We start from the raw sequence: 11,993 nt of genomic DNA, 5'->3' as shown, positions 1-11,993 counted from the left end.
GCCGGTAGCCCCTTGACGTGCGGGTCCCGATCGGCGTGGATTCGATCGACAGGTCCATGACCCATTCCGCGGGCGGAGCGGCGAAGTCCGCGCCAACGCGGGTGTTCCGGCGGATGAGGAGGAGGTGACGCATGCGACTGCTGCTGGTGGAGGATGACGACCGGGTCGCCGCCGCCCTCTCCGCTGTGCTCGGAAAGCACGGCTTCGACGTGCGCCACGCCCGTAGCGGCGAGGAGGCGATCCAGGCGCTGCTTCCCGACGGCGGCCCGGAGTACGACTGCGTGCTGCTCGACCTGGGGCTGCCGGACCAGGACGGCTTCGAGGTGTGCAGCCGCATCAGGCGCCGCAGCGCCACTCCGGTGATCATGGTCACAGCACGCTCCGACGTCAGGTCCCGCATCCATGGTCTCAACCTGGGCGCGGACGACTACGTCGTGAAGCCGTACGACACCGGCGAACTGCTGGCGCGTATCCACGCGGTGGTACGCCGACCGCCGCTGCGACCCGGGGCCGCCCAGAACGCGGGGCCGGCCACACCGCCGAACGGCAGCCCGGTGGTGACCATGCCGGGCGCCGCCGACGGCACCCCGATGTCGCTCGGCCAGGTGGTGATCGAACCGTCCACCCGGCGGGTCACCGTGGACGGCGATTCGGTGGCGCTGACCCGCAAGGAGTTCGACCTGCTCGCCCTCCTCGCCCAGCGGCCCGGGGTGGTCTTCCGCCGGGAGCAGATCATCAGCGAGGTGTGGCGCACCGCCTGGGAGGGAACCGGCCGCACCCTGGAGGTGCATGTGGCCTCGCTGCGTTCCAAGTTGCGCACCCCGGCCATGATCGAGACGGTGCGCGGGGTCGGCTACCGGCTCGTCGTGCCGGCCGGCTGACCGCAGAAGCCGAGGACCGCCGTGCGCTCACGACTCCTGCCGCTGCTCATCGTGCTGATGGCCGGCGTCCTGCTCGCGCTCGGGTTCCCGCTGGCCGCCAGCCAGGCGGCCGCCCAGCAGCAGCGCGTCGTGGTGGACCGTATCGACGACACCACCCGCTTCGCGGCGCTGGCGCAGTTCGTCACGGCTCGCGACGAGAACACGGTCGTCGACCCGGAGGACGACGAGCGGCTGCACACGCTGGTGACCGAACTCGACCGGTACGAGCAGCTCTACGGCATCAGGGCCGGCGTCTTCTACCGGGACCGCACGTCGATGGCCGCGGCGCCGCACAGTTGGCGGGTCCCGTCCAGCGGGGAGTTGTACGACGCGTACGACTCGGCGCTGCTGGGGCGGCGCGTCCACAATCCGGAGCAGGTGTGGCCGTGGCAGCACCGCATGCTCGCCATCGCCTCGCCGATCGTGCGGGACGGCGACGTGGTCGCGGTGGTCGTCACCGACTCGCCCACCGGGGCGCTGCGTTCGCGCATCCTGCACGGCTGGCTGCTGCTCGCGGCCGGAGAGCTCGCGGCGATGGCCATCGCGGTCCTGCTCGCGGTGCGGCTGACCGCCTGGGTGCTGCTGCCGGTCGCGACGCTGGACCGGGTCACGCACGACATCGCCACCGGACGGATGAAGTCGCGGGTCGGGGCATCCGGGGGACCCCCGGAACTTCGGCGTCTGGTCCGGTCGTTCAACGAGATGGCGGACAACGTCGAAGCCGTGCTGGAGCAGCAGCGCGCCTTCGTCGCCGACGCCTCGCACCAGTTGCGCAATCCGCTGTCCGCCCTGCTGCTGCGGATCGAGCTGCTCGGCCTCGAGCTGCCCGACGGCCATACCGAGGCCGAATCCGTGAAGGAGGAGGGCCACCGACTCGCCCAGGTGCTCGACGACCTCCTCGGCCTCGCCGTCGCGGAGAGCTCGGGCAGCCACCTGGGCGTCACCGACATCGCGGAACTGGCCAGGACCCGCGCCGACGCCTGGCGGCCCAGCGGCGACCGGGAGGGTGTCGCCGTGCACTTCAGCGCGCCCGCGCACGGAGGGGCCACCGCGTGGGCCGACGCGATCGCGCTGTCCAGCGCTCTGGACGCCGTGATCGACAACGCGATCAAGTTCACCCCCGAGGGCAGCGCGGTCACGGTACGGGTGGCGGTCGACAGCGATCAGGTCGCCATCGAGGTGGCCGACAGCGGACCTGGCCTGAACGACGACGAACTCGACCGGATCGGTGACCGGTTCTGGCGCAGTGCCCGCCACCAGAACGTGCACGGCTCGGGGTTGGGCCTGTCGATCGCGCGGGCGCTGCTCAGCCAGGGCGGTGGCAGCATCAGCTTCGGGCGCCGCGAGCCGCACGGCCTGGAGGTGCGGCTGGCGGTGCCGCGCACCGCGCCGGTGACATCGGCACGGCCCGCCGAGTGAGGTGGAGCGGACACCCTCGGACCAGCCGGTGGCGCGGGGCTCGTACGGGCGCGCCGGCTACGGCTTCACGGATCGGTAGTAGCGCTCCGCGCCCACGTGCAGGGGCAGCGGGTCGGTGAAGACGGCGGTGCGCAGGTCGACCAGTTGGGCCGCGTGCACCACCTTGCCGATGGAGTCCCTGCTGTCGATCACCGCCTTGGTCAGCCGCTGCACCAGAGCGGCGTCGGCGTGGTCCGTGGTGACCAGCAGGTTCGCCACCGCGATGGTCGCGACGGACTGACCGCCCTGGGCGCGCGGGTACGCGTCCGGCGGCATCATCGCCTGCCGGTAGTACTGCATCTGCGATCCCATGGAGTGCAGCTTGGCCACCAGGTCGCCGAGTTGGACCAGCCGGATACGGTCGGTCGGGTACGCCATCGCGCTCACCGCCGCGGTCGGCAGCCCCCCGGACCAGAAGAACGCGTCGAGCTTGCCGGAGAGCAGCATCGAGGGCGCCTGGTCGATCCCGACCGGCACCGCGGTGACGTCCTTCGCGATGTCGAGGCCCGCGGCCGTCAGCAGCCGCCGGGTGATCAGGTTGACCCCCGATCCGGCCTGTCCGACGCCCACCCGCAGCCCGCGCAGGTCCCGTGCCGACCGCACGGTGGAGTCGCGCGGCACGACGAGCTGCATGTAGTCGTCGTAGAGCCGGGCGCACGCCCGTAGGTCCTTCTTGTTCGGACCGCGGTAGGACGCGACCGCGTCGGCCGCGGCGATCGTGAAGTCGGAGCGCCCGTCGGCCACCTGCTCGATGTTCTCCACGGAGCCCTCGGTGTGCTTGAGATCGACCTTCACACCGGGCAGGGCGGTCCGCAGGTCGCTCTTGAGCAGCACGCCGTACTTCTCGTAGACCCCGCTCTGCACCCCGGTCGCCAGCGAGATCGGCCCCTTCGGGTACGACGGACCGTCCGTCGGCAGCAGCCACCACAGCAGCAGTGCCAGGGCCGAGGCGGCGGCCAGCACGACCTGGAGGGCACGTCGGGTGCCGAGCCGGCTGCCGAGGGGGGTGAGGTCCATGCCCCGCGATCCTGCCAGCCGTGCCGCCGGGAAGGAAGGCGCGGCCGGGACCGGGCGGCCCCGGCCGCCACCCCGTGCGCTGTCGCTGTCCGCCCGGCGGCAAACCGGGTTCGGGTATGTCGTGGGCACCGCCTACCCTGGGGGCATGACCGCGCAGGACACCGCTCTCCAGCGAAGCTACGAGATCCGCACCTACGGGTGCCAGATGAACGTCCACGACTCCGAGCGTCTGGCCGGCCTCCTGGAGGACGCGGGGTATGTGCGGGCGCCGGAGGGCGCCGACGGCGCGGACGTCGTGGTCTTCAACACCTGTGCGGTGCGGGAGAACGCCGACAACCGGCTCTACGGCAATCTCGGCCAGCTCGTGCCGAAGAAGGCCGCGCGCCCTGGCATGCAGATCGCGGTCGGCGGCTGCCTGGCGCAGAAGGACCGCGACACCATCGTCAAGCGCGCCCCCTGGGTCGACGTCGTCTTCGGCACCCACAACATCGGGCAGCTCCCGGTGCTGCTGGAGCGGTCCAGGATCGCGGACGAGGCGCAGGTCGAGATCGTCGAGTCGCTGGAGACGTTCCCCTCCACGCTCCCCTCACGCCGCGAGTCGGCCTACGCGGCCTGGGTCGCGATCTCGGTCGGCTGCAACAACACCTGCACGTTCTGCATCGTGCCCGCGCTGCGCGGCAAGGAGAAGGACCGGCGGCCCGGCGACGTGCTCGCCGAGGTCGAGGCGCTGGTCGCCGAAGGGGTCGTCGAGGTCACCCTGCTCGGTCAGAACGTCAACGCGTACGGCTCCGACATCGGCGACCGCGAGGCGTTCGGCAAGCTGCTGCGGGCCACCGGCGCCGTCGACGGCTTGGAACGGGTCCGCTTCACCTCCCCGCACCCGCGCGACTTCACCGACGACGTGATCGCCGCCATGGCCGAGACGCCGAACGTGATGCACCAGCTCCACATGCCGCTCCAGTCGGGCTCCGACCGGCTGCTGAAGTCGATGCGCAGGTCGTACCGGCAGGACCGCTACCTCGGCATCATCGAGAAGGTGCGCGCCGCGATGCCGGACGCCGCCATCACCACCGACATCATCGTGGGCTTCCCCGGCGAGACCGAGGAGGACTTCGAGCAGACCCTGGAGGTCGTGCGCCAGGCGCGCTTCGCGCAGGCGTTCACCTTCCAGTACAGCAAGCGGCCCGGCACCCCGGCGGCCGAGATGGACGGCCAGGTCCCCAAGGCGGTCGTGCAGCAGCGCTACGAGCGGCTGGTGGCGCTCCAGGACGAGATCTCCTGGGAGGAGAACAAGAAGCAGGTCGGCCGCACCCTGGAGGTGCTGGTCGCCGAGGGCGAGGGCCGCAAGGACGACGCCACCCACCGGCTGTCCGGCCGTGCCCCCGACAACCGGCTGGTGCACTTCGCGCGGCCGGAGCAGGAGGTCAGGCCCGGCGACATGGCGACCGTCGAGATCACTTACGGAGCCCCGCACCACCTGCTCGCCGAGCGGCCCCCGCTGTCGGTCCGCCGCACTCGCGCCGGTGACGCCTGGGAGCGGCGCCAGGGCGCTGCGGCCGCCAAGCCCGCAGGCGTGATGCTCGGCCTGCCGACGATCGGTGCTCCGGCTCCCTCGCCCGAGGCGGTCCCGGCGGGCGGCTGCGCGCTCGACTGAGGGCCGCGGACGTCGCGGCCGGGGAGATGGGCGTGCGGGGCCGGCAGAGGCGCTGAAGGGCCGTCGGCGGCCTTCGAGAGTGCCCTGGGCGGCGACCGGGGGCTGCCGTCGGGCGGGGGACGCGGTCGGCGTGGGCTCGCGGCCGTGGCTCGTCAGCGGGGCCGTATCGGCGTCAGACCGGCATCGGATCGGCGCCAGACCCGCGTTGGACCGGCGTCAGACCGGCGTTGGATCGGCGTCAGACCGGCGTCGGATCGGCGTCAGACCGGCGGCGGGGACCCGGGCCGGTGGGAGGCCGGGCCGGTAGGGTTCCGATCATGCTGGTCGCCGCTGCTGTCTGCCCCTGCCCGCCGCTGCTCGTACCCGAGGTCGCGGCCGGTGCCGCGCCCGAGCTGGACACCCTGCGGGCGGCCTGCGCGGACGCCGTCGGCGTGCTGGCCGCGGCGCGACCGGAACGGCTGGTCGTCGTCGGTCCGGCCCCGCGACCTGGGCGCGAGGTCTTCCCTCCCGGTGCGGTCGGCTCCTTCCGCGGCTACGGCGTCGCGGTCGACGTGACGCTGGGACAGCCGCGCGCTGACGAGCCCGCCGAAGAGCGGACCGCGGAGCCGTCCTCCGACCGTGTGGACGCGGCGCCGCCCGCCTTGCCGGTTCCGCTGCCGTCCTCGCTCGCGGTGGCCGCGTGGCTGCTGCGCGGCTGGCAGGCGTCGCCCGTCGAGGGGCTCGGGGTGGGCGAGGAACTGGAGCAGGAGCGGTGCGCGGTGGTCGGGCGGGCCGTCGCCGATGCGGCGCCGCGGGTCGCGCTGCTGGTCATGGGCGACGGCAGTGCGTGCCGTACGGTCAAGGCACCCGGCTATCTGGACGAGCGGGCGGAACCGTTCGACGCCGCCGTGGCCGCGGCGCTCGGCGCGGCCGACACCGCGGCGCTGGAGGGGCTCGACACGGCCTTGGCCCAGGCGGTCCAGGCGGCGGGGCGGGCGCCGTGGCAGGTGCTGGCGGGAGCGGCACGCGGCGCCGGGCTGGCGGGTGAGCTGCTGTACGACGCGGCGCCGTACGGGGTCGGCTACTTCGTCGCGACCTGGACGTAGCGGGCCCGCCGAGGCGAGCCGTGGGGCCGCCGTGCGGTGCGGACGCGTACGCGCATCGGCCCGGAACGTGGACTGACCGCGGATGGTGGGGTCCGCGGCCGTCCGGCATCAGGGCGCGCGCTCATAGGTCCGCGCGCTGGTCACGGCCCGGGGAGGCACCCGGAACCAGGACCGGTTGGGTCGGTGCTCAGGTGGCGTCGCGGCCCTTGTCGCCGTAACCCTTCACGGCGTCCTTCGCCTTGCCCACACCCGAGTTGATCTGGTTGCTGTACTTGCCGCCGGTCTTGGAGTCGACGGTCTTGGCCGCCTTGTCGAGGCCCTGCTGGATCTTGTCGCCGTGCTGCTTGGCGAGGTCTGCGGCCTTGTCCTTCGACACGCCGAGCTTGCCCTTGAGCGAGTCCATGAAGCTCATCTGGCACCTTCCCTGGGATTCCCCTCGAAGTGACGGCCAGGGGGACGGCCGGGATGCGCCGACACCGGCGGTGACCAGGTCGCAAAGCACACCAAAGGGCACATGGCACCCTCCACTTCTCGACCATACCCGTGCTGCCGGCTTTTCGCGCCGCCGACCGCCACGCCCTGTGGACAACCGGTCGGCCGGCGCCTGCGATCATCACTCGATCGGTACGTCACGGCGGAGTTTGGGAGACTTGCAGGGTGAACAAGCGCGTGATCGCCGTCGTCGGGCCCACCGCGGCCGGCAAGTCCGATCTGGGCGTCGCCCTGGCACGGGAGTTGGGCGGTGAGGTGATCAACGCCGACTCCATGCAGCTCTACCGGGGCATGGACATCGGCACCGCCAAACTCACCGACGAGGAGCGGGGCGGCGTGCCGCACCACCTGCTCGACATCTGGGACGTCACGCAGGCCGCCAACGTCGCCGACTACCAGCGACTGGCCCGTGAGGAGATCGACCGGCTGCACGCCGAGGACAAGGTGCCGATCCTGGTCGGCGGCTCCGGGCTCTACGTCCGCGCGGCCCTCGACGACCTCCGCTTCCCGGGTACCGATCCCGCCGTCCGCGCCCGCCTGGAGGCCGAACTCGACATGCGGGGGCCGGGTGCCCTGCACGCCCGGCTGGCCGCCGTGGACGCCGAGGCCGCTCGGGCGATCCTGCCGAGCAACGGCCGCCGGATCGTGCGCGCGCTGGAGGTGGTCGAGATCACCGGGCAGCCCTTCACCGCGAACCTGCCCGGCCCCGAGTCCGTCTACGACACCGTGCAGATCGGGGTCGCCGTCCCGCGGCCCGAGCTCGACGAGCGGATCGCGCTGCGCGTGGACCGGATGTGGAAGGCCGGACTCGTCGCGGAGGTGCGCGCCTTGGAGGCGGCCGGGCTGCGCGAGGGCCGTACGGCGTCGCGCGCCCTGGGCTACCAGCAGGTGCTCGCCTGGTTCGCCGGCGACTGCACCGAGGAGCACGCGCACGCGGAGACCGTACGCGCCACCAAGCGCTTCGCCCGGCGTCAGGACTCGTGGTTCCGGCGCGACCCGCGTGTGCACTGGCTCACGACCCAGGGAACGGAACTCGCCGGGCAGGCGCTGGCGTTGGCGCGGGATACTCCAAGAAGCGGTCACAGCCTGATCACGTGATTGCATCGGGACGCCTCGGTGTCCCGGAGGCGCCTCCCGCCCGTGTCATCATCGTGCTTCGAGCTACTGTGTCGACGTACGGGAGGGCGCGTGGCGATGGCAGCCGGCCCACGCGACACCCCACCGGGGCGCGACACATCGACGGACTCCGACCGCTCGGCGAGGAGTCGGAACCGGAACCACCGGCAGGGGCAGATTCCGGACTCCCGTCCACCGCTGGACTCCCTGGAGTCGTTGAACTCCGTGGACGCTCCGTTCGATCCGGACGCGCTGATCGGTCCGGACGCGCCCGCCGACCCCGAGCCCGGCCCCGATTCCGTGGCCGACGTCGCCGTCGATCCGGACGACCCCGGCGATCCGCTCGCGTCGGTCGCGTCGCTCGACCGGTACGACAACCTGGAACGGCTCGACCGGCTGGAACCGCTCGGCGTGTTGGACGACCTCGACCCGCTCGAGGCCGGGGAGCCGATGCCGTCGATGGCGGACGGCGAGTCCTTCCGCGAGCTGCGGCCGCAGCGACGGCTGCGGATCTGGCAGATCGCGCCGATCGTCGCCCTGGCCGTCGGCGGCTCGCTGATGTTCGCCTTCCCGCTCGCCTTCGAGTCGGGGGACACCGGCCCGGTGGTCGCGATGCTCGGCCTGCTGCTGTGCTGCTGCGCGGCCGGGTGGGGCCTGGCGGCCGCCCGCCGGATCGGCCAGACCTGGCCGGGACTGCCCGCGCGGGGCTCGGGCGAGCGCGCCGACTGGCGCTACGTCGCCGGCTACGCCGCACTCATCGTGCTGCTGGCGTTGCTCGCCGTCTGGCGGGTCGCCCGGCTGCGCTGACGGCGCGCCGCCAGGTCAGCGCCGTGCGGGCGGCTTACCCGGCACCGACGACGGCCGACCACGTACGATCGGACCTGTGACTGACGCGCCCCCCGCCGACGCCCCCATCGCCTTCCTCAAGGGCCACGGCACCGAGAACGACTTCGTGATCGTCCCCGACCCGGACGGCCGGCTCGAACTGTCGGCGGGCGACGTGGCGCGGCTGTGCGACCGGCGGGCGGGCATCGGCGCCGACGGTCTGCTCAGGGTCGTACGCTCCGCCGCCCATCCGGAGGCGGCCGCACTCGCCGCCGAGGCCGAGTGGTTCATGGACTACCGCAACAGCGACGGCAGCATCGCCGAGATGTGCGGTAACGGCGTACGGGTCTTCGCCCGCTATCTCCAGCGGACCGGACGCGCCGGCGCCGGGGACCTGGACATCGCCACCCGCGCCGGAGTGCGGCATGTCCACATCGGCAAGGACGGCGCGGACGGCACACCGGGCGACGTCACCGTCACGATGGGGCCCGCCGAACTGCCCGGCGGCGCCGTCAACATCGGTGTCGACGGCCGCACCTGGCCCGCCGTGCACATCAGCATGGGGAACCCGCACGCGGTGGCCTTCGTCGACGACCTGGACGACGCCGGCGACCTGCTGCGCGCACCCGCCGTCAGTCCCGGCTCGGCCTATCCGAACGGCACCAACGTCGAGTTCGTGGTCGACCGCGGCCCCGCCCATGTCGCCATGCGGGTGCACGAGCGCGGCTCGGGAGAGACCCGCTCCTGCGGCACCGGCGCGTGCGCGGTGATGGTCGCCGCCGCCCGCAGGGACGGTCTGGACCCCACTGCCACTGGCCAGCCGGTCACCTACACCGTCGACGTGCCCGGCGGCCGTCTGGTGATCACCGAGCGCGCCGACGGCGAGATCGAGATGACCGGTCCCGCCGTCATCCTCGCCGAAGGCACCATCGACCCCGCCTGGCTCGCCGGCTCCGGGCGCTGACCCGGCGGCCCCCGGCGGTCCCTTCGTGGGCCGCCTTGGCACCGTCGGCGCCGGCTCGCCCCACCCGAACCGGACGTATCAGGTCACCACACCCGTACGCCTTCCCTCGAACGGGTGATGGGGATCACTCTCGGCGAGAGCGTGGCAGCCGCACGTGGTGGGCTCGATAGCATCAATCACCGGCGCGGCCCCACGGGGCGTGGTGAGTTCCCGCAGCCGGTCCACGCTGCCGGGAGGCCCCGATGAGCGCAGACAACGCGGTGAACGCGGTGAACGCGGAGAGCGCGGAGAACGCCGCCGATGTCGTCCGGCGCGGGCTGCGCCGGATTGATCTGCGCCGGATCGACCTCCGCCGTCTGGGCCGGGTGGCGCTCCTGGGGAGCAACGGCCACAGCAGGGGCCGCCTGCCCGGTGCCATCGAGCATCTGATCAAGGTCCACCGCACCCGCCATCCCGAGGCCGGCCGCGAAGAGGTCGAGACCCTGCGCCGCGCCTACGTGCTCGCCGAGTCCTCGCACCGGGGGCAGACCCGCAAGAGCGGCGAGCCGTACATCACCCACCCGCTCGCGGTCACCCTCATCCTCGCCGAACTCGGCGCCGAGACCACCACGTTGACCGCCTCGCTGCTCCACGACACCGTCGAGGACACCGAGGTGACGCTCGATCAGGTCCGGCGGGGTTTCGGCGAGGAGGTCAGCTATCTCGTCGACGGCGTCACCAAGCTGGAGAAGGTCGACTACGGTGCCGCCGCCGAACCCGAGACCTTCCGCAAGATGCTCGTCGCGACCGGCAACGACGTGCGGGTGATGTCGATCAAACTCGCCGACCGGCTGCACAACATGCGCACCCTCGGGGTGATGCGGCCCGAGAAGCAGGCCCGCATCGCCAAGGTCACCCGCGACGTGCTCATCCCGCTCGCCGAACGGCTCGGCGTGCAGGCGCTCAAGAGCGAACTGGAGGACCTGGTCTTCGCCATCCTCCACCCCGAGGAGCACGCCGGCACCCGCGCGATGATCGAAGCGGCCGGGGCGCGGCCCGACCCCCTTTCCGTCGTCGCCGACGACCTGCGCGGTGTGCTGCGTGACGCGGGCATCGCCGCCGAGGTCGGCATCCGACCCCGCCACACCGTGTCCGTGCACCGCCTGATGCTCAAGCGCGGCGTGACCGAACTGGGCGGCTGCGACTTCGGCCGCCTGCTCGTCCTCGTGGACGAGGACGCCGACTGCTACGCCGTGCTGGGCGAGCTGCATACCTGTTTCACCCCCGTCATCGCCGAGTTCAAGGACTTCATCGCCGCTCCCAAGTTCAACCTCTACCAATCGCTGCACACCGCCGTCGCCGACCGGCACGGCCGGATCGCCGAGGTGCTGGTGCGCACCAAGCGGATGCACCGTGTCGCCGAGGCCGGTGTGATCGCCCTCGGCGACCCCTACGCGGCCGAGGCCGCGCAGGGCCCGGAGGCGTCAGGCGCCGCCGGGGACGGCTGGGCGGACCCCGACCCCACCCAGCCGGGCTGGCTCGCCCGGCTGCTGGAGTGGCAGCGCGCCGCCCCGGACCCGGACACCTTCTGGACGGCGCTGCGCGACGACCTTGCCCAGGACCGCGAGATCACCGTCTTCACCAGCCAGGACGGCGACCGCTCCGGCACTCTCCGGCTGCCCGCGGGCGCGAGCTGCGTGGACGCCGCCTACGCCGTCCACGGCGAGGTCGGCCACGCCTGCGTCGGCGCGCGGGTCAACGGCAGGCTGGCGCCGCTCGGCACCCGCCTGCGCGACGGCGACGCTCTCCAGCTTCTGATGGACGACACCGCCGCGTCGGCGCGCGAGCCCGAGGGCCCCGACCCCGAATGGCTGGAGCACGCGACCACTCCGGCCGCCCGGATCGCCATCACCGGCTGGCTGGCGCTGCACCCGACCGCGCCCGGCGGGGCCCGGCCGGCCGCCGCGCCCGCCGCCCGTCCGCTGCCGGCGGTCGACAGCACGCCGGACACCGACCCGGTGGCCGTCACCGACCTGCCCGGTGCCGCGGTGCGGCTGGCGCGCTGCTGTACGCCGGTGCCGCCGGACCGCGTGACCGGGTTCGTGATCCGCGGCGGGACCGTCGCGGTGCACCGGGCCGGGTGTCCGGCCGGCTCCCGGATGGCGGCGGCCGGGCGGACCGCCGTGCCCGTCCGATGGCGCGACGGCACCTCCGCAGGGAACTTCCGCGCCACCGTCCTCGCCGAAGCGCTCAGCCGGCCGAGACTGCTCGCCGACCTCACCGAGGTGATCGCCGCCCAGGGGATCGGCATCGTCTCCGCGGCCGTGGAGCCGCCGCAGGAGCATCGCGTCCGGCACACCTACACCGTGGAGCTGCCCGCGCCCGAAGCCCTCGCCGGGCTGATGCGGGCCATGAAGTCGGTGCCGGGCGTGTACGACGTCTACCGCGCCCAGCCTGCTGTCGCTGCTGTCCGTAACTGATCA

The 11,993-nt window shown here is 72.9% G+C and carries 10 protein-coding genes; 8 read left to right on the top strand and 2 right to left on the bottom strand.

The window, feature by feature from the left end; translation table 11 throughout:
• The first annotated feature begins 131 nt into the window (after window positions 1–131).
• Both AB0399_RS02465 and AB0399_RS02460 read left to right on the top strand, forming a co-directional pair.
• A complete protein-coding gene (locus tag AB0399_RS02465; protein WP_366409991.1) occupies window positions 132–881 on the top strand; it encodes a response regulator transcription factor in 750 nt (249 codons plus the stop codon).
• A 21-nt stretch (window positions 882–902) separates the two neighbouring features.
• Complete coding sequence (locus AB0399_RS02460) at window positions 903–2,339, top strand: HAMP domain-containing sensor histidine kinase (RefSeq protein ID WP_366409990.1); 1,437 nt, start codon at window positions 903–905, stop codon at window positions 2,337–2,339.
• A 57-nt stretch (window positions 2,340–2,396) separates the two neighbouring features.
• Here the strand turns inward: AB0399_RS02460 and AB0399_RS02455 are convergent, their stop codons facing one another.
• Complete coding sequence (locus AB0399_RS02455; RefSeq protein WP_366409989.1) at window positions 2,397–3,395, bottom strand: TAXI family TRAP transporter solute-binding subunit; 999 nt, start codon at window positions 3,393–3,395, stop codon at window positions 2,397–2,399.
• A 145-nt stretch (window positions 3,396–3,540) separates the two neighbouring features.
• On the opposite strand from AB0399_RS02455, the gene miaB reads away from it, so the two are divergent.
• Entirely contained in the window at window positions 3,541–5,049 is a 1,509-nt protein-coding gene (miaB, locus tag AB0399_RS02450) for a tRNA (N6-isopentenyl adenosine(37)-C2)-methylthiotransferase MiaB (RefSeq protein ID WP_329364050.1), read from the top strand.
• A 317-nt stretch (window positions 5,050–5,366) separates the two neighbouring features.
• Complete coding sequence (locus AB0399_RS02445) at window positions 5,367–6,134, top strand: class III extradiol dioxygenase subunit B-like domain-containing protein (protein ID WP_366409988.1); 768 nt, start codon at window positions 5,367–5,369, stop codon at window positions 6,132–6,134.
• Between the two features lie 187 nt (window positions 6,135–6,321).
• Here AB0399_RS02445 and AB0399_RS02440 read toward each other — a convergent pair whose 3' ends face one another.
• Entirely contained in the window at window positions 6,322–6,546 is a 225-nt protein-coding gene (locus AB0399_RS02440) for an antitoxin (RefSeq protein WP_329364046.1), read from the bottom strand.
• 245 nt (window positions 6,547–6,791) lie between these two features.
• Here AB0399_RS02440 and miaA point away from each other — a divergent pair, with 245 nt between their 5' ends.
• The 4 genes from miaA to AB0399_RS02420 all read left to right on the top strand — a co-directional run bounded on the left by miaA (window position 6,792) and on the right by AB0399_RS02420 (window position 11,990).
• Window positions 6,792–7,724, top strand: a complete 933-nt coding sequence (miaA, locus tag AB0399_RS02435; protein WP_366409987.1) for a tRNA (adenosine(37)-N6)-dimethylallyltransferase MiaA — start codon at window positions 6,792–6,794, stop codon at window positions 7,722–7,724.
• Between the two features lie 414 nt (window positions 7,725–8,138).
• Window positions 8,139–8,549 carry a hypothetical protein gene (locus AB0399_RS02430; protein ID WP_328474608.1) on the top strand — a complete coding sequence of 137 codons (411 nt, stop codon included), beginning with the start codon at window positions 8,139–8,141 and terminating at the stop codon, window positions 8,547–8,549.
• A gap of 76 nt (window positions 8,550–8,625) precedes the next feature.
• A complete protein-coding gene (gene dapF / locus AB0399_RS02425; RefSeq protein WP_366409986.1) occupies window positions 8,626–9,531 on the top strand; it encodes a diaminopimelate epimerase in 906 nt (301 codons plus the stop codon).
• Between the two features lie 242 nt (window positions 9,532–9,773).
• Window positions 9,774–11,990, top strand: a complete 2,217-nt coding sequence (locus AB0399_RS02420; RefSeq protein WP_366409985.1) for an HD domain-containing protein — start codon at window positions 9,774–9,776, stop codon at window positions 11,988–11,990.
• Window positions 11,991–11,993: the final 3 nt, after the last annotated feature.

The organism is Streptomyces sp. NPDC088194 (assembly GCF_040702025.1).
GTDB lineage: Bacteria > Actinomycetota > Actinomycetes > Streptomycetales > Streptomycetaceae > Actinacidiphila.
The sequence above is the reverse complement of the archived record's forward strand: the minus strand, read 5'-3'. Positions and strand labels throughout refer to the sequence as shown.

What these genes read in the sequence shown, in the direction of transcription:
- AB0399_RS02465 (WP_366409991.1), top strand. Translation starts at nt 132, where the DNA reads ATGCGACTGCTGCTGGTGGAGGATGACGACCGGGTCGCCGCCGCCCTC.
- AB0399_RS02455 (WP_366409989.1), bottom strand. Translation starts at nt 3,395, where the DNA reads ATGGACCTCACCCCCCTCGGCAGCCGGCTCGGCACCCGACGTGCCCTC.
- miaB (WP_329364050.1), top strand. Translation starts at nt 3,541, where the DNA reads ATGACCGCGCAGGACACCGCTCTCCAGCGAAGCTACGAGATCCGCACC.
- AB0399_RS02445 (WP_366409988.1), top strand. Translation starts at nt 5,367, where the DNA reads ATGCTGGTCGCCGCTGCTGTCTGCCCCTGCCCGCCGCTGCTCGTACCC.
- AB0399_RS02440 (WP_329364046.1), bottom strand. Translation starts at nt 6,546, where the DNA reads ATGAGCTTCATGGACTCGCTCAAGGGCAAGCTCGGCGTGTCGAAGGAC.
- AB0399_RS02420 (WP_366409985.1), top strand. Translation starts at nt 9,774, where the DNA reads ATGAGCGCAGACAACGCGGTGAACGCGGTGAACGCGGAGAGCGCGGAG.